General features: G+C 64.6%; 17 protein-coding genes. 14 read left to right on the forward strand and 3 right to left on the reverse strand.

The window, feature by feature from the left end:
* Positions 1-218: 218 nt before the first annotated feature.
* Complete coding sequence (ric, locus tag IPM18_08510) at positions 219-932, reverse strand: iron-sulfur cluster repair di-iron protein (GenBank protein ID MBK9119627.1); 714 nt, start codon at positions 930-932, stop codon at positions 219-221.
* A 195-nt stretch (positions 933-1,127) separates the two neighbouring features.
* Between ric and IPM18_08515 the strand changes: the two genes are divergently transcribed.
* Positions 1,128-1,592: an Rrf2 family transcriptional regulator gene (locus tag IPM18_08515; protein ID MBK9119628.1), complete on the forward strand. Its 465-nt coding sequence runs from the start codon at positions 1,128-1,130 to the stop codon at positions 1,590-1,592.
* 70 nt (positions 1,593-1,662) lie between these two features.
* Here IPM18_08515 and miaB read toward each other — a convergent pair whose 3' ends face one another.
* Entirely contained in the window at positions 1,663-3,285 is a 1,623-nt protein-coding gene (gene miaB / locus IPM18_08520; GenBank protein ID MBK9119629.1) for a tRNA (N6-isopentenyl adenosine(37)-C2)-methylthiotransferase MiaB, read from the reverse strand.
* The gene (locus IPM18_08525) at positions 3,275-3,679 is read right to left on the reverse strand and encodes a tetratricopeptide repeat protein (GenBank protein MBK9119630.1); all 405 of its coding nucleotides are present in this window, start codon (positions 3,677-3,679) and stop codon (positions 3,275-3,277) included. Before IPM18_08525 ends, miaB begins: the two co-directional genes overlap by 11 nt.
* Before the next feature lie 789 nt (positions 3,680-4,468).
* Between IPM18_08525 and IPM18_08530 the strand changes: the two genes are divergently transcribed.
* The 13 genes from IPM18_08530 to mraY all read left to right on the forward strand — a co-directional run bounded on the left by IPM18_08530 (position 4,469) and on the right by mraY (position 17,749).
* Positions 4,469-4,660 (forward strand): hypothetical protein, encoded by a 192-nt coding sequence (locus tag IPM18_08530; GenBank protein ID MBK9119631.1) that lies wholly within the window; start codon positions 4,469-4,471, stop codon positions 4,658-4,660.
* A 163-nt stretch (positions 4,661-4,823) separates the two neighbouring features.
* Positions 4,824-5,333 (forward strand): hypothetical protein, encoded by a 510-nt coding sequence (locus IPM18_08535; GenBank protein ID MBK9119632.1) that lies wholly within the window; start codon positions 4,824-4,826, stop codon positions 5,331-5,333.
* 200 nt (positions 5,334-5,533) lie between these two features.
* Positions 5,534-6,421 (forward strand): serine/threonine protein kinase, encoded by an 888-nt coding sequence (locus IPM18_08540; GenBank protein MBK9119633.1) that lies wholly within the window; start codon positions 5,534-5,536, stop codon positions 6,419-6,421.
* Between the two features lie 66 nt (positions 6,422-6,487).
* The gene (locus tag IPM18_08545) at positions 6,488-7,348 is read left to right on the forward strand and encodes a hypothetical protein (protein MBK9119634.1); all 861 of its coding nucleotides are present in this window, start codon (positions 6,488-6,490) and stop codon (positions 7,346-7,348) included.
* Positions 7,349-7,609: 261 nt separating this feature from the next.
* Positions 7,610-8,143 carry a hypothetical protein gene (locus IPM18_08550; protein MBK9119635.1) on the forward strand — a complete coding sequence of 178 codons (534 nt, stop codon included), beginning with the start codon at positions 7,610-7,612 and terminating at the stop codon, positions 8,141-8,143.
* 341 nt (positions 8,144-8,484) lie between these two features.
* A complete protein-coding gene (locus IPM18_08555; GenBank protein MBK9119636.1) occupies positions 8,485-9,021 on the forward strand; it encodes a hypothetical protein in 537 nt (178 codons plus the stop codon).
* Between the two features lie 294 nt (positions 9,022-9,315).
* Positions 9,316-10,224: a 16S rRNA (cytosine(1402)-N(4))-methyltransferase RsmH gene (gene rsmH / locus IPM18_08560; GenBank protein ID MBK9119637.1), complete on the forward strand. Its 909-nt coding sequence runs from the start codon at positions 9,316-9,318 to the stop codon at positions 10,222-10,224.
* A gap of 378 nt (positions 10,225-10,602) precedes the next feature.
* Complete coding sequence (locus IPM18_08565) at positions 10,603-11,232, forward strand: LysM peptidoglycan-binding domain-containing protein (protein MBK9119638.1); 630 nt, start codon at positions 10,603-10,605, stop codon at positions 11,230-11,232.
* Between the two features lie 69 nt (positions 11,233-11,301).
* A complete protein-coding gene (locus IPM18_08570; GenBank protein ID MBK9119639.1) occupies positions 11,302-11,574 on the forward strand; it encodes a hypothetical protein in 273 nt (90 codons plus the stop codon).
* Positions 11,575-11,642: 68 nt separating this feature from the next.
* On the forward strand, positions 11,643-13,508 hold the full coding sequence (locus IPM18_08575) for a penicillin-binding protein 2 (protein ID MBK9119640.1): 1,866 nt from the start codon (positions 11,643-11,645) through the stop codon (positions 13,506-13,508).
* A gap of 134 nt (positions 13,509-13,642) precedes the next feature.
* Complete coding sequence (locus IPM18_08580; GenBank protein ID MBK9119641.1) at positions 13,643-15,175, forward strand: UDP-N-acetylmuramoyl-L-alanyl-D-glutamate--2,6-diaminopimelate ligase; 1,533 nt, start codon at positions 13,643-13,645, stop codon at positions 15,173-15,175.
* Positions 15,172-16,596, forward strand: coding sequence for a UDP-N-acetylmuramoyl-tripeptide--D-alanyl-D-alanine ligase (locus IPM18_08585; GenBank protein ID MBK9119642.1), 1,425 nt, complete (start codon positions 15,172-15,174; stop codon positions 16,594-16,596). The genes IPM18_08580 and IPM18_08585 overlap by 4 nt, the downstream gene beginning before the upstream one ends.
* Before the next feature lies 1 nt (position 16,597).
* Positions 16,598-17,749 (forward strand): phospho-N-acetylmuramoyl-pentapeptide-transferase, encoded by a 1,152-nt coding sequence (mraY, locus tag IPM18_08590; GenBank protein MBK9119643.1) that lies wholly within the window; start codon positions 16,598-16,600, stop codon positions 17,747-17,749.
* Positions 17,750-17,766: the final 17 nt, after the last annotated feature.

Here is a 17,766-nt window from a genome sequence, read left to right on the forward strand (position 1 = left end):
ACTCCGCCCGTCAAGATCGGGGCATGGGCCGACGAGGAGGCCCATCCGTTCGCAGCAGAAGTAGCGTCGCCCCCCGTGATCGACGCAGAACGGCAATACTACCCTGGAACTCCGCGTCCACCCCAGGAAGCGGACGCAACAGCATCTACTGCGGGGACGACCAATCGGGTCCTGGGTCGGAATATCCGCTCCTTTGCTTGGGGCGTAAGCGTACAGCGTCATGCTCGGGCGTGGTCAAGTTCGGCTGCGCGGGGAAATAGCACGTTGTTTTCTTTATGGATATGCTGGTGCAGGTCCTGCTCAAGCTCAGCCAGGCCCCCCAGCAGCGCGCGGTACGTGTTGCACGCATCCATGGGCGGCATGTGGTCGTCCGTCAGGCGTCGTATCGTCGCAAGTGCTTCGCCCACCGTAGCGTGCTCCGACTCCATCCTCCGGATTGGACCAGCGATGGCCCCCTTCGGCACCGTAGCCGTCGTGGCGGGCGTGGCCAAGGTCACGATCAGTGGGAATAAGATCACTTCTTCCTTGTCCATGTGCGCCTGCAATTCCGCGCGCATGGCATGGAAGGTAGTGCGGACTTCGGCGAGTTCCGGGCGCCGTTCTCCGTGGACGCGGTGTACCTTGTCCACCATGGTGGTGAGGCGGGGCAACTCGCGCCGCAGGTAGGCATGGTGCGCTTCGAGGATATGATCCACCAGGTTCGTGAGAGGTTCGGTGGTCCAGTCGGTATGATCGGCGGTGTTCGTACGCTCGTCCTCCGCGCGGATCGCGGAGAGGATCTCCTCAGGGTCGAGCTCGCGCTGGTGGCAAGCATCCGCAAGCGTTTTCTTGCCGGCGCAGCAGTAGTCGATTCCGTAGCGCTCGAATACCCGGGCCCGCGCGGGGTGCTCCGCCACGAGCTGTCCGACGGGGGTCGTTCGGTCACTGGTCATCAAGGTCTCCTTGGGTTGGTATGGTGCGCGCGACGCACGTCACCAGCATAAACCTGGATGTTCTTATCTAGGATAAATCGTATCTCCCAAAAACTTGGATGTCAAGGTTGACGTTTATGGAATCGGCTGGAATCATCTCAGGGTTGGCCCGTACCGTGGCGTGGAAACCGCGTTAGTGCGGTCAGGAGGCCCTTCGTGGTCATATCTCAGACAGCAGAGTACGCCCTGCGTGCGGTCTTATGGCTGGCAACCCAGGGGGATCGTGCGATCGGCACCGCTCAGATTGCGCGGGCAACCTGTGTTCCCGCCGGGTACCTGTCCAAGGTGTTGCAGGCGTTGGCGCGTGCAGGACTGGTACAGTCTGCCCCCGGCCGCAGTGGCGGTTTTCGCCTGACGGGTCCACCGGCTGGGCTCTCGGTGCTGGCGGTCGTGCGGGCGGTCGAACCCGTGCAGCGAATTGAGACTTGCCCGCTCGGTCTCAAGACGCACGGGGTGAACCTGTGCCCGCTGCATCGCCGCTTGGACAATGCCATGGCGCTGGTTGAGAAAGCGTTGTCGGAATCCACGATTGCGGAGATGCTCATGGAACCGAGTGCCTCGAAACCACTCTGCGAGATCGTGGCGGGGAGTGCGACGTTGCGCATCGTCACGGAGCGGTGACGCTTGGTATTGCGGCTCACCGCACGTCCATTCGGCAGAGCGGGGAAGTGTGATGGACTGGCAAGTCGTGTTACGTGCGTGCGAGCGGCAGTGGCAGGCCGACACCGTGGACGGGGCCTGGGGCGGCGGGCGTTGTGGGATGGTCCTTGAAGCGCGCCGGTGAGATCACTTCGACAAAACGCCCGAACAATGTCAGCGGCGACGCGTCCTCGATTCGTACCCGGACGAGCGCCCCGATCTGCTCAGGTGACCCGTCGAATACGGTAATCAGGTCGTGGGGTGTGCGGCCCACCAGTTGCCGTGGAGCTACGGGCAGACCGGCTTTCCCAACTGGGGCGCCGGAGGCCCGCCCCATGGGGACAAGCGCCGGAGCCGTGTCCGCATGGCCGCGGTCGGTTTCGGATTCCTGGGCGCGGCGGGCGGCCTTGCTGTAGCCCTCGACGAGAACCTCGACCGTGGCGCCGATGAGATGCTGCTTCTGCCGATGACTGATCTCGTACTGCACGGCGAGCAGTTCATTGTTGCGCCGGGCCTTGACCTCTGCCGGGACATCATCCGGCTTCACGCGATCAGCCGCGGTCCCCGGCCGGGGGGAATACTTGAACACGAAGATACTCTTGTATTCGACCGCGCGGACCAGGGTGACGGTTTGCTGGAAGTCCTCCTCGGTCTCACCGCAGAAGCCCACGATGAAGTCCCCGGCCAGCGCGATGTCGGGGACGTACTTCCGCGCCGTATCCATCAGCTTTCGGTAGCTGTCAGCCGTGTAGGGCCGACGCATCGCTCGCAGGACCTGGTCCGAGCCGCTTTGGGCCGGGATGTGCAGGTAAGGACAGATGCGTGGATAGTCGCGCATCACGCGAAAAATGTCCTCGTCCCAGTCTGCAGGAAAACTGGTCACGAAACGAATTCGGTCAAGTCCCTCGATGGAGTGCACGCGTTCGAGCAGTTCGGCGAATCGCACGGGGCGATCGCCGTCGCGGTGGACATACGAGTTCACTGTCTGGCCCAGGAGCGTGACTTCCCGGCAGCCGCGCTCCGCGAGCAGGCGCGCCTCGGCCACGATGTGGTCGGCCGGGCGACTGCGTTCCTTCCCACGGGTGAAGGGTACGACGCAGTAGGTGCAGAACTTGTCGCAACCGCGCTGCACGCGGATATAGGATTGGAGCACGCTTTCGTCCGGAGCCGCGCTGCGGGACAAATCGAGCGCCTCCAGACTGTCATACTCCAGAGCCCGCTCGAGTACCTCAATGCGGCGTGACTGGGTGCCGGCGAGTGCGGTGATCTGGGCGTGCTGTTCCCAGACGGTGCGCAGTAAGTCGGGCAACTGGTGCAGATCGCCGGGGCCGCACAGCAGGTCGAGGTGCGGGAACTGGACGAACAGCCCCTCGTTCTGGCGCTCCGCCATGCAGCCGAGTACTCCGACAACAAGAGCCGGGCGGCGCTCCTTAAGCCGCTTGAGCTGCCCCAGCCGTGAGAGGACTTTGTCCTCAGCGTGCTGCCGGACACTGCACGTGTTGAAGAGGATGATGTCAGCCGTCCGGGTTGAATCGACCGGTTGCAGGCCGAGTTCGCGCAACTGCCCCTCGACGAGCTGACTATCCAGCACGTTCATCTGGCAGCCGAATGTTTCCAGGAAGTACGTTGATGCCTGCACGCGGGCGTTACCTCGATCGCTTGGTTCACGATCCATTCTTTGCCGAAGTTGTCGTGGCCTGACTGCGCCCGCCGAGCTGAACCCGTGCTTCGGCCGCTGCCGCCCGGACGATTTCCGGCGTGTGCGGCCCGGAGACCAGCTCTGCGAAGATGGCGTCGGCGGTTTCGATGCGGCCCAGTCGTTCCTCGGCTCTGGCCCCGTAGTATACCGCCCATCCGGCCACTGTCGGGTCTGTGGCGTCTCGGGCGAGCGACGCTAGCTCCGTGCGTGCCTCCGTGGCCTGGCCTAATTCAATCAGGCAGCGTCCATGTAGCAGGCGCCAGGGTGCCCGGAATTCGGCGGGGACGAATCGCATGGCTCGGGTGAGCAACCGTTCAGCACGGGCAAACTCACCGCGTTCGACCGCGTCCCGGGCAGCGCGAAAAGTCATCGAGTCGGTGTCCAGTACGATCCCGGCCGCAGGCGTAGCCGGACGCTGGTCCCGGGAAGGGCCGTCAGCGTGAGGTAGCAATCCCAACGGGCGGTCGCCCTTGGGCTCCGCCGAAGCAGGTGGTGAATCAGCGGGCGAGTGCTGTCCGCGGCCGCGGGTATCGGACGTAGCCGGCTCCCCGGTTGTCTCTGGAGGGGACTCGGTGGCCGAGGTTGATGGCGGAACGGTGGGCCCGGTGGTGTCGGGCAGGATCCCAAGCGGGCGCCGCCCGTAAGCTGGTTTCGTAGTCGGGGTTGTGCCCGAGGATCCTGTGCTGTCTGTGGGTAAGATCCCTATCTGCCGGCGCCCCTGTGGGGGTGGAGTGTTGTCGGCAGCGGAGGGCTGTGTTTCTGTGGAGCGGTCAACCTGGAGGAGTCCCGGGTCCTCGTCGTCCCATAGCACTGCTTCAGTCCAGAGTTGTTGGAGTCTGTTGGCACCCGGGAGTCGGCTGGGGCCTCTGAGGGCACGTTCGAGCACAGCGCGCGCTCGGGCGTTGACGTCGCTACGGGGGGGGCCGGGGAACTGGGGGATGTATGAGCCACCAACGCTAGGCCGATTGGCAGCAAGTTCAATAAACAGTTCCACGGCGCGGTCGAATCGTCCAGCGTGGTCCGCGGCCCGGATGGTTCGCGCACGGAACAAGTCGCCACGCCAGCCGGTCGGACCACTCCGCAGGGCAGCATCGTAGTTCTCCAGTGCGACCGACCAATCGCCTCTGGCGGCGGCCGTCTCAGCAGCGGTGAATATGGTGTGATCGTCAAGCTCGATCGAGTCGATTTCCGTCAGCGGTTTCCGCAGGATCTGGTCCGAAACGCCGCGGAATACCAGGTGGTCTTGGCGGAAGTCGAGCACGGTGACCCCCTCGAAGGGGGGGCGGCCAGTCAGAACGACCGTGTCGGCGAAGACTGGCAAAGTGGCCGTAATGATTGGAATGCTTTGTAGGATGCTGGAGAAAATCCGGGACATGACGATAGTATAAGTGGCGGCGGGTGACATTTCGCGCCAAACTGCAAAAGGGGCGGCGACGAGCGTTGCAGCCGCGCTCCACATGCTGTACAACCCGGGTGCGGAACGGACGCCGTACCCCGTGAGCGAGGAAGGCTCAATGCTTGCTCACCGACGAAACACCGTCGTAGTCATCGCCCTCGTGGCTTCCATGACCTTGGGAGTCTCCCTGCTCTATGCGCTGGAGCAGAGATTCTTCCCGGAACGTACGGCGTTTCGCACCGATGCCCGGCTCACGGCCGAACTTCCGACGCGTTTCACGCGGGTCGCCGTGCACTACGCCCACTTGCCCGAGGGTGCTACCCTGCGCGCGGTGGCGGAGGCATTCCCGAGCGACGATACCGTTCTCGTCCTGGCGGAGCGGGACGGTTTGTTCTTTGACGTCGCGGGCAGCACGGTCCACCTCGTCGTCCTGGGCACGGAGGACACCGACGAATGGAACCGGCTCAAGCTGCGCGTGATGCGGGCGCTGGACCAGCTCAGCCAATCGAGCGGCGTCGGATTGCTGCCCGTCCAGCTTACGACCAGCACGGATGACACCGTGGCGGATCGTGGTGTTCAGGTCTCCGAGCTGGTTGAATTGTTGCGACTCAAGCAGGTTGTCCGTTGATGTTTGCGACGGACGCACTGGCAACCCCGCGGCCCCGCGTATGGCGAGGTGCGGGGTTTCTCATTGGTACGGTCGGCGTGGGCCGGGGGCAGCCCACTGGACTTGCGGAGCGATGCGGCGTATCAGAAGGGACGACGGTGGCTGACATGCGGTGGGCCGCGGGCCCTGGGCCTTCGTCGCGTCGGGATGCATAGCGGCGGATGCCAACACGCGCGGTACCCATTCTGTCGGGCTACGAAGTCGTGGCGCGTCTCGGCCGCGGGGCGGGCGCGGTCATCAGTTTGGCGCGCGACTTGGACCGCAACCGTCAGGTTGTCGTCAAACACGTCGTGCGGCGGGGGAACGAAGACGAGAAATTCATTGCCCAGGCGGAGAATGAGTATGATGTCGCCGCCGCCGTTGAACACCCTTTTCTGCGAAAGTGCTATGACATTGTGCGGGTCCGGCGCTGGTTCGTTACCCGGGAAGTATTGCTGATCATGGAGTATGTTGAGGGCGAACTGCTCGAGGAGCAGCCGCCGGAAACGCTGCCCGCCCTGCTGACGACTTTCCGCCAGATCGCCGAGGGGCTTGCGGCGCTGCATCAGCAGGGATTTGCCCACGCCGATATCAAACCGAACAATGTCCTTATTCCACGCACTGGTGGGGTCAAGATCATTGACTTCGGGCAGAGTTGTCCGCTCGGGTACACGAAAGAGCGCGTACAGGGCACCCCCGATTACATTGCCCCCGAACAGCTCCACCGTCAGCCGATCGACCAGCGCACTGACGTCTACAACCTCGGCGCCACCATGTATCGCCTCGTGACCGGGAAGTGGTTTCGCACGCTCATCAACCTGGGGCCGGCCACCGGCACGCGCATCGCGCTCGAATCGGAGCGCGGCAACTTTCCGCCGCATGAGGTCAACCCAACCGTGCCCTTGCCTCTCTCCAAGCTGATCGTCGAGTGCTGCAATACTCAGAAGGTTGAGCGCCCGCGTGACATGAAAGAGGTCATCGCCCGCCTGGATGTCGTTCTCCACGTCATCGAGCGCGACAGCGCGCTCGTTTGGCGCCCTCCCGGGGGTGACGGGCTCGCCCGCCGTTGACAGACGCGCCGCGCCGCGGCAACGTACGATCCGCTTCCGTTCGGGTTCCCGAGGAAAGGTCAAGTCGTGGAGTCACTCGCCAATCCGGTCGCCGCCGAGCGCGTCCTCCGCGAAGCCGCGCAACTGAATCGTGATGATCCCAATCGCTCGGGCTCCCTCCTGAACTTCGGCCGCGCGGGACAGGTTGTCATGACCGGGGACCTCCATGGTCACCTGCGAAACTTCGAGAAACTGCAGCGGTTCTGCGCACTCGAACGCAGCCCCGGCCGCTACGTCGTGATGCACGAACTGATTCACATGGAGCCCGACCCGCCCGGTGCCCCCGACTACTCGATCGACCTGCTCGTGCGTGCGGCGGCCTGGAAGTGCGAACACCCCGACAATGTCTTCTTCCTGCAATCGAATCACGAACTCTCCCAGCTGGTGGGCCACGAGATCACGAAGGGGGGGCGCCTGGTACTGCATGATTTCGCGCGCGGCGTCAAAGAGCGCTATGGGCCGGCGGCGGACAGCATCCTTGCGGCCGTCGAGGATTACGCCCGGTCGCTGCCGTTGGCCGCACGGCTCGCCAACGGGATATTCCTTTCGCATAGTCTGCCCGACGCGCTGTTCATGACGAATTTCGACCTGACCATTTTCGAGCGCGAGCCCACGGCCCGCGATGTCGCCGCGGGTGGGCCGGCGTACGCGATCGTGTGGGGACGCTTCCACACACCGGAAGTTGTTGCCCAGTACGCCGGTCTGTTCGGGGCCCGCGTTTTCGTGGTGGGTCATCAACCGCAGGAGATGGGCCACCGCCGCATTGGCAACCTGCTAATCCTGGCCAGCGACCACGCCCACGGTGTCTTCCTGCCGATTGATCTGGCGCGCGAGTACACCGCGGAGGAGTTGGAGCGAAACGTTCGCAAGTTCGTATCGGTCGAGTAGGGTGAGCGGGGGGTGGGGGGCTGCGAGTATGCCTTGGTTATGGGGCTTTGAAGTTTAATATGGACAGGCCTCCATCCCGGTTGGCGGGGTACGCTGAAGCCGCGCGTGGGACCGTGCCGATCTTCCCGCAGGACCGTGTTCACTGGCCGGGGCACCGGGTCGGGCCCCCTGCACGCCGGCGCGGCGCACGCTCCTAGAATCCTCCGGACGCGACTCCGGATTGCGCGCGTTGGGTAGCCGACCGCCGCTGAGGTATCGGAGATGACGCCGAACTTTGAGCCATATATCGCACTGCGCAAGCTGTTTGACGGGCTGGTCGAGCAGGTCTTCATGGTCGACATCGGAATTTGCGACACGCAACTCACCACGTATTTAGGCGAGATGCTGAGCGACTTTGTCCATGTCGATCGTATCTACCGGCTCAAGACGATCGATCACAAGGTCATCCGCGAGCTTTCCGAGATGGAGGCCGCGGCCGCACTCGGCCCGGAGGTGCCCGAGACCCAGCGCCGGCGGCTCGTGAACAAGTACATCGGGGACTTCACCCTGTTTTGGACCGGGGTCTACCCCGAGCACTTGCGGCCGCGACACCAGGGCGGCATCGATCGTTTCGACCTTTATCTGCGACAGGGTAAACGCTCGTACGGGATTGCCAGTGAACTGACCGATCCTCATGACCGACCCGCGCCAGAGGTCCTGCAGCAGCTCAGTGAACAGTTTGAGTGCTGTGTCCACGGTTTGCAGCTTGTGCGAGCGAACTGGCAGCGACTCGCAGCCCGGCCGACCCCCAACTAGTGGGCGTGGCAATTGCCACCGGACCCACTTTTCCCCACCCGACCGCGACCCGTGCGCACTGTCCGCTAAAAAATCCCTCCGAATCCAAAATAGCAGGGATTTGAGCTGCTGCGGGTTCAAACCATCATACTAATTGTGGTTAAGATTAACCCTACTACCATTTCTTGTAGTTTGCCGTAACCGCACCCGCAGCGGGCATCTTCCCCATTTTTACATTCTTGAGTCTCCGTCCGAGAAATTGGCCCAGGAGCCCTTGCAACTGTGTGCTTTGGTGGTATATTTGCCAATGTGATCCCTATCAAGGGAGCCAAGTGGTTCGAGGTGGACCAAGGCGAGCGGTGGTGAGCATGTTTCTGGCAGGCGCTCACGATCTGACAGTCGACACAAAGAACCGGCTGTCCATCCCGTTCGCAATCCGGAGAAAGCTGAGCGAAGAGCTTGATGGGCACTCATTCTACGTGATGCCCGGAAGGCGGAAGGGCACGTTAGCGCTGTATCCGGAGAAGTACTTCGAGCGACTGCGCAGCGAGGTGCCACCAGACGACGCCTTGACGGATGAAGCGTATGAGTGGCGCCAATTCGAGTACGCGAACAGCCCTCTGCTGGAGCCGGACAACCAGGGCCGGGTCCTGTTTCCGGAGCGCATGTTGCGACGAGCGGGACTTGAGCGCGACGTGACCTTGCTCGGCGTACGGGACCACCTTGAGTTGTGGTCGCGGAAAGACTACGAGGCCTTCGAGGCCGCGATGTGGGACGCCTATCCTGAGCGGCGGACCCGGGCCATCGAAGAGGTGAAACAACTGGTGCCGGCCGGGAAGACCGGTGCGACGCCGATGGAGACGTCGGCGAACGAGCGAGCGACAGGGTTGGGTTCGTGAGGGGTGGGCTGCGGCGGCGCGTTTTCGAGCGGCGCGTCGCCGCGGCCCACACAGATTCGGGAGCCGGGCCCCGCAGTGGGTAGCGGGGTGCCGCGCCACGCAAGGAAGTGTGGCATGCTCCGCAGGACAGTCGTGCCGGGCTGTCCAGTCCTAGGTTCGCCGCCGGTCATGGATGGCCGGCGGCGGCCCCTTTTGGTTTCGCTTCGCGCAAGTTCGCAGAGCGTGCGTGCACTCTAGCGGGCTGCGGGGCGACATGTCCAGTCCTCCCCGCATAGACGTGGCGGGTGCGTTGCCGTGGCTTCCACAGCGTTCCAACACGAGCCCGTGCTGCTGACAGCGGTGCTGCAGCATATCGATCCGCAACCGGGTGACGTGATTCTGGACGGGACAGTGGGACTGGGTGGGCACGCAACCGCTTTGCTCCCGCGCATCCAGCCCGGTGGGCGCTACATCGGTCTGGATCTTGATCCGCTCATGCTTGCCCAGGCGCGTGAACGGCTGGTGGAATGGCTGGACCGCGGGTTGTCTCTACACCATGCGAACTATGCCGACTTTCCGACCGTGCTGGCAGAGTGCGGCCTGTCCGAAGTGCGGCATATGCTGCTCGATCTCGGGGCCAACTCAGCGCAATTCGAAGATGCCGGGCGGGGATTTTCGTTCGACCGGGACGGGCCGCTCGACATGCGATTCGACCCTGGTGGTGATGTTCGCGCCCTGGACCTCGTGAACCGGCTCAGCGAAGCCGAACTCGCGGACCTCTTCTGGCGGAATGGCCAGGAGTCAGCCAGCCGTCGCATTGCGAAGCGCATCTGCCAGGTGCGTCACAGCGGCCGAATCACGACCACGCTTGCGCTGGCCGGGGCGGTTGCTTCGGCGGGAGCCGGCGAGGGGAAGACGCATCCTGCAACGCGTGTGTTCCAGGCGTTACGGATTGCGGTGAACCGTGAGTTGGAGAATGTGGAGCGTTGCCTGAGTGCGGTGACGGAACACCTGCGCCCGGGCGGGCGGCTGGTGGTGATCAGCTTCCACAGTCTTGAAGACGCCCTGGTGAAGACCTTCCTGCGTGCGGCACGCCAGGCGGGCACTTTTGAAGAACTGACGAAACGACCGGTGATCGCGGATACGGCGGAGCGGCGGGCCAATCCACGGAGCCGCAGTGCGAAGATGCGGGCAGCCGCACGGATGGATGCCCCGCGTGCGTGAGGAGGTTGCGATGGCGCTCAACGTGAAAGCAGCGATGGCAGTCTGCGTCTCGTTCATGGCAGGACTCTGCTGCCTGATGTATCAGGTTGAGACGCCTCGTGTTGTCGCGGCGGCCCCGCTCCTCCATGCCGCCGAGTACGCCAGTCGACCGGTGGCGGGACATCCCGGGCTGATTGCCGGAGATGTCGAATGGCGCGAAGAGCGGGCGCGGCAGTTCAATCGCCCCAACCCTTTGGCGCGGCTTGATACGGAGGCCGACGCGCACCCCACGTCCGCGGAGGCGCTTGCAGCACGTCGCGAAACGGCCCCATCACAGCGGAGCGGCCCGCCCTACCGCCGTTACAACGGAAGGAAGACCCGGTCGTTGCAGCAGCGGAGTTGCGGATTCCGCCCTCGCCGACTGCTCTCGCCGCCCGCAAGGTGGAGCCGCCGGAGCTGGTGGCCCGGCCGGTCTCCAACCAGCAGTCCGCACCCGTCGATGTGCCGGCGGTCCAGCCACCTCAGCCCATGTCGGTGGTGGCGCCACCCACAGGGCCCGTGCCAGCAGCCGGTTCAGCCACGGCGCGGCAAACTTACACGGTCGCCGCGGGCGACAGTCTCACACGGATCGCGCGCCGGCACTACCAGTCGACGGATACGCGTTATGTGCGCCTTTTGCTGGAGGCGAATCCGCAGATCGCGAAGCGGCGGAATGCGGTTGTGCTGGTGGGGGAGGAACTGCTGCTTCCTCCGGTTGCGGCGGAGCCAACTTCGGCCACAGCTCCGGGAGCGGTTGCTGGGGGACAACCGGTGGAGCGTGCTGTTGCTCCGGCTTCCGCCCAGAAGTCGGCTGAACGCTGGTATACGATTCAACCGCGGGATACTCTGGAGCGAATCGCCCAGCGTGAACTCGACGATGGTGCCCGCTGGCGCGAGATCCTGCAGTTGAACGAGAAGCTTAACCCGCACAGGATACAGCCGGGTATGCGAATCAAGCTGCCGCCTGCGGACCGGATCGCGCTGCGTTAGTGCCACAGCGTACGTTTGGCGCCGGAATCGAGTCGGCAGCGGTCCTGTGGTGGCGGAGTCTCTGCGCTGATGACGCTGTTCCGTACGATTCTGGTGCTGTTGCTGGGACTTGTACTGATGCTGGCCGTGGTGATGTTGCGCGCGGATACGGCGCGACTGCACCATCAAGTTGCACGCGTGGAGCGTGAGACAGAACTGATTGTGCAGCAGATTGCAGACCGCGAGATTGAGGCGGCCCGCCTCCGAAGTCCGATGCAGATTTGGGAGCAGCTTAAACTGGCCGTGGAGCGGACGTTACCACAGGAGACCGCGCCGCCGGTCGCACCGCCGCGTCGCAGATAGGTTTGCGCGGATCAGTCCATGCGGGGGCGGGTTCAGGTAGTCGTCAGGTGGGGGGTGAGGTTGGTTCGATGCGCTGGAGTGGCATCCTGGTCGCGGTGGTCGCGCTGCTGTTGACTGGTGGCGCGGGGCGGCTGGCCTACATCGCTGCCACAGAGGGTGAAAGTCTGCGGCAGCGCGCGGAGCGCCAGCAGCGCACCTCGTGGACCATCCCCGCACGGCGCGGCGAGATACTGGACACGCGCGGCCGGGTGCTGGCGGGGACCACCCGCCGCCCTTCGGTGTTTGTGGACCCTGGGCTTGTGCCGGATGCTCTCTCGGCGCGGTTCGCGGCCACAAGTGTAGCGCCGGTGCTTGGGATGAAGCCGGAGGAGCTGGAACGGGATCTGCGCACCTGGTCCGAGTCTGAAGTTCGCTTCAAGTGGCTCAAGCGAGCGATTACGGCGGACGAGGTTGCCGCGCTCGAGCGGGTGGTGTCGGCCCGACGGTTACGGGCCTTCATCGTGCAGGAGGAGCCGCAGCGAGAATATCCACAGGGCACAGTCGCCACCCAGTTGCTGGGGTTCGTCGGACCCGGCCTGCGCGGTTCTGATGGTCGGGAGGTGACGACAGAGATGCTGCAAGCCGGTACCGGTGCCGGTCGCGGCTACGAAGACCTCATCGGCCGGGCCGGTATCGAGGCCATGTACGACGCGGTTCTGGCCGGGCGACCGGGGCGGCGATCGGTGGTGGTGGACGTGGGGCGGCGTACGCTGGTGGCGGCTCCGGAGGCGTTCGAGCCGGCGCGTGACGGCGGTACGGTTTATCTCACCATCGACGCTTACATTCAGCAGATCGTGCAGCGGCACCTGGCTCGGGCTTACCGGGAGTACCGGCCGGCATGGGTGGCCGGCGTGGTCATCGATCCGCAGTCGGGCGAAGTCCTTGCAATGGCGACAGTTCCGTTCCTCGCGCCGGATCAGTCGCTGCCGGAGGAGTTCGCGGGTCCACGGCTGCAGGATCCGGACGGGCCGCAGGCCCTCTGGCGGAATCGCGTGGTCACGGATTCGTACGAGCCAGGCAGTATCTTCAAGCCGTTTGTGGCTGCGCTGGCCGTAGAGGAGGGGGTGGCGCGCCTGGACGAGGTCTTCCCGATCGGAGGGGCGGTGCACAATTTCGGTCGGCGGCAGATCCGCGATACGCATCCACATGGACCGCTGCCGTTGCACCAGATCATCAGCAAGTCGAGCAATATCGGCATGGGCATGGTGGGGGCGCGTGTCGGGATGGAACGGCTGCACCGTTACGTCCGGAGTTTTGGTTTCGGCGATGTCACCGGCATCGGCCTGCCGGGTGAGCACACGGGTCTCGTGCAAAGTTTTGACAAGTGGAACCCGTCCTTCTCTCCGCAATCCATTCCGATCGGGCAAGAGATCGCGGTCACCCCTCTCCAGATGGTGAGCGCGTTCAGCACCTTCTGCAATGGCGGAATTCTTTATCGACCGCGGATCATCCGTGGAGTAGTGGGGCCGGACGGGGAAACGCTGGTGGACAATTCCGAGCCGGTTGCGATCCGGCGCGTGTTGAGTGAGAAAACTTCCCGTGAGTTCCGCCTGCGGGCCCTGGTGGAGACGGTGACGGAGGGCACCGCCCACCGGACGGCGAAGCTGGAAGAATGGCAGGTCTTCGGCAAGACGGGCACAGCGCAGGTCGCCGGCGGCCGTGGGCGCGGCTACTTGCCTGGGCAGTACATCGGTTCGTTCATCGCCGGGGCGCCGTCGGACCATCCGCGGGTCGTGGTACTCGTATCGGTCTATCTGCCCGACGCACGCAAGGCCTATTACGGTGGTGTCGTGGCGGCTCCAGTGGTGCGCGACATCATCGCGGATGTGCTGACCTACATGCGGGTGCCGCGGGAACTGCCGGAGGTCGTCTCCAGTCCTGCACGGCGCCGGTGATTGCGGACTGCCGCGGGCCCGAGGGGTTCCGCCCGCGAAGCGGAAGGCGTATAAATACTCCGGAGGCGCGCGAGCGGAGGGTAAGCCGCTGCGTCGGCCGCCGTGTGCCAGGCGAACTGCATGGATGCGTCGCGATGAATCACGTGGGAAGTGCGATCCCCGCATGGAATGTGGGGGCGTTGCTCGCAGGGCTCGTGCCGTCCGCTGCATGGCAGGCGCGCGCGACCGAAGTTGTCACGGCGGTTTGCGACAATTCGCGCCGCATCACCCCCGGCGCGGTCTTTGTGGCCCTGCGCGGCACACAGTCCGATGGGCGGAACCATGTGCCCGAGGCACTCGCGCGTGGTGCGGTACTGGTATTGGGGGAAGGGTTCTCGGATACAGGTGACCCGCGCATCGTGGATATCCCCGACGCGCGTATGCTGCTGGCGCAACTTGCGCTGCGCTGGTATGGGCTCGCGGCCGACGGGTGCGGCGGGATGAAGCTGCTCGGCGTGACGGGCACGAACGGCAAGAGCACCACGACCTTCATGACTCGCGCGATTCTCCGGGCGGCCGGCTGGCGCTGCGGATTGCTGGGAACGGTGCAGTACGAACTGTGCGGGCGCAGTGTCGCAGCTCCCATGACCACGCCGGGACCGCTCGACCTCGCCGCCTATCTTCGCGAGTGTGCGGACCACGGGGCCGTTGCGGCCGTCATGGAGGTCTCGAGCCATGCGCTGGATCAGCGCCGCACCGAGGGGCTGCGGTTCGCAGCGGCGGCGTACACGAACTTGAGTGGTGATCATCTTGACTACCACGGCACGCTGGCGGCTTACCGGGGGGCCAAGGCGCGCCTGTTTGAAGGACTGGCGGCTGATGCTGTGGCGCTGGTGAATCGCGACGATCCGGAGCATCGGCACATGGTGGCGCGGACGGCCGCGCGCGTGATCGGCTATGCGCTCGATGCGCCGGCCGAGATCTCGGCGACCATTTCGCGCAGCACAAGCGAGGGGACCTACTACCGCCTGCGGATCGACGGCCGCGAACTGGTGCTGGAGAATGCCTTGGTCGGTCGGCACAACGTCTACAATGCATTGGCCGCCGCCGGCCTGGCGTGGTCGGTCGGCGTGCCGGTGGAGTCGATTGCCGACGGACTGGCGGCGCTGCGGAATGTCCCCGGGCGGCTGCAACGAGTGCCGTGCGAGAGTGCGGCGGATGTCTTCGTGGACTACGCCCACAGTGATGATGCCCTGCGAAACGTGCTCAGTGTGCTGAAGCCGCTGACGCGCGGCCGCCTGATCGTCGTTTTCGGGTGCGGTGGGGACCGCGACCGCACCAAGCGGCCGCGCATGGCGCGGGTGGCCGCCGAGTTCGCGGATGCGATCTACGTGACCAGTGACAACCCACGCTCCGAAGTTCCCACGGAGATCATCGCCGAGATCCTTACCGGTTTCGACCCGGCCGCACGTGTGCGTGTACAGACCGATCCGGACCGAGCCGCGGCCATTCATGCGGCGCTGAGTTTGGCCACCGGCGGTGACGTAGTGCTGATCGCAGGCAAGGGGCACGAGGACTACCAGATCATCGGCTCGCAGCGCATTCATTTCGACGATGTGGAGGTTGCGATCGCGGCGGCCGCGAGCTTGTCGGCTGCCACGACCGGGACGGAGAGGCAGCGCGCGTGATCAAACTGGTGTTGAGCGAAGCGGTGCAGGCGATGGCCGGACGGCCGTGGGGCGAGTTGTCCACGGTCAGCGTGGCCGGGGTTTCGACGGATTCGCGTACAACGGATGCAAGTGATCTCTTCTTCGCAATTCGCGGGGAGCGCTTCGACGGACACGCCTTTGTGCTGGACGCACTGCGGCGCGGCGCGGTGGCCGCCGTAGTCGCGGAGAGCTCTGCGCCGCGTATCGCGGAGCAACTGCGGTCGGCGGACTTGCCTCTGCCTGCGGCAGCCGTACTGATCGAGGTGGACGATACGACCCGGGCGCTCGGACAACTTGCGGCCTTTCACCGGCAACAGATTGCGGCCGAGGTGATTGCCGTGGTCGGCAGTAACGGCAAAACCACCACCAAGGCCATGATTCACCACATTCTGAGCGCGCGCCTGCGCGGACGCTGCTCCCCCAAGAGCTTCAACAATGCGATCGGTGTGCCGTTGACGCTGCTGTCGGCCGAGCAGGGTGATGAATACCTCGTGGTCGAGATCGGCACCAACGCACCGGGGGAAGTGGCCGAGTTGGGAGCCCTCGTCGAGCCCGATATGGTCGTCTTGACTTGTATCGGCGAGGAGCACCTGGAGGGTCTCGGCGATCTCTCGGGCGTGGCGGCCGAAGAGTGCTCCATTCTGAAGCATGTCCGGCCGAACGGCTTTGCGGCCGTGAACATCGACGCACCTGAGATTCAAGAATTCCTGCCGACCGGTCAGCCGCGCCTGACAACCTTCGGTCGGCATCCGGATGCCGACGTGCGGATCACATCGCCGGAGTACGACTCCCCCTGGCTCACTTTCCGGGTGAATGAGCGTTTTCCGTTCCGGTTGCGGATTCCGGGCGTGCACAACGCGCTCAATGCAGCCGGTGCGGCCACCATCGCGCGGCGGCTCGGTTTCGATTATCCGGAGGCCGCGGCACGGTTGGAAACTTTCACCCCGCCGCCCATGCGTAACGAGCTGCTCGAGTTTGCCGGGCTCACCCTGATCAACGATGCGTACAACGCGAACCCGCAGAGCGCCGCGGCCGCCCTGGATGTGCTGCAGCGCATGCCGTGCCGCGGCCAGCGCGTGGCGGTGTTCGGTGAGATGCGCGAACTCGGGCCACGGTCGGCCGACCTGCACCGGCAGTTGGCGGAGAGTCTGCGTGAGAGTGGAGTCGATCGGGTCGTACTGGTGGGCGCCGCGGTTGAGAGCATGTATGACGCGATGTCGAGCGGCGGGCTATTCGGTCCGACCATCGAGTGCTGCCGGGATGTGACGGAGTGCCAGGAGCGTCTGGCGGAAACGCTGCAAGCAGGCGACGTGGTTCTCTTGAAGGCGTCCCGGGCGGTGGAACTGGATCGGCTCGTGGTACCCCTGCGGGAGGCGCTCTGCGCGAGGTCGCCGGCGTAAGATGCTGTTCCACCTGATGGATTGGCTGGGTGAGGGGCGCGGTTATTTCTACAAGGAGCCGTGGGTCCGTGCCGTAATGGCGATCCTGGTCGCCTTCGGCGTGGTGTGGGCGCTCGGGCCGCGCGTGATCCGGCTGCTGGTGCGGCTCAAAATTGGAGATCGGCCGGAGTTCGACCACCAATCGCTCAACGAGATCATGCGGAACAAGGCGAATACGCCGACGATGGGCGGGGTCCTGATTGTCTTCGCCATCCTGATTACGACGCTGCTGCTGGCCGCGCTCGACAATTATTACGTGCTGCTCGGGATCTTCTGCCTGTTGTGGCTGGCTGCCCTGGGCAGTATTGACGACTGGCTGAAGCTCACGGCGGGGCGCCGCTCGGGCACGCGTACGGGGCTGCGCTTTTGGGAGAAGCTGGTCTTTCAGATGGCTTTGGGCGTGCTGCTGGCGATTTTCGTGCACCGTTATGGGGCCGCGGTGATGGACGAGGCCCGCTGGGGGCCCGACCTCGCCGCACCGTACAATCTCAACTTCACCGCGTTGAATGTCCCCTTCTACAAGCAGGGGCTCACCGCTCTGAGCATACCCGCGTTCTATCTGATCACGGTGCTTGTGGTGGTCGGCACATCCAACGCGGTGAACCTGACCGACGGGATGGATGGCCTCGCCAGCGGTTGCATGACGCTGACCGCCTTCGCCTTCATGCTGCTGGCGGTAGTCATTGGCACGGAGACTTATGCCCGGAATCTCGATTTCCGCTACATCCAGCATGCCGCCGAACTGGCGGTGGTGTGCGGTGCGATCGTGGGGGCCTGCCTGGGATTCCTGTGGTACAACGGCTACCCGGCCCAGGTGTTCATGGGCGACACGGGTTCCCTGCCGCTGGGCGGCCTGATCGGGTATGTGGCGATCGTCACACGGCTGGAGCTGTGGTTGTTCATCGTCGGCGGCGTGTTCGTGATCGAGGCGTTGTCCGTGCTGATCCAGGTGGGCTATTACAAGCTATCCGGTGGGCAGCGGGTGTTCCGCTGCGCGCCGCTGCATCATCATTACCACCTCGGTGGATTGAACGAAACCCAGGTGGTCATGCGCTTCTGGCTGCTCGCGGCCCTGTTTGCGGCCTTCGCGCTGTGGACGGTGAAGCTGCGCTGACGGGGAGGACCCGCGGT

The sequence above is a fragment of the Phycisphaerales bacterium genome (assembly GCA_016716475.1).
GTDB lineage: Bacteria > Planctomycetota > Phycisphaerae > UBA1845 > Fen-1342 > JADJWG01.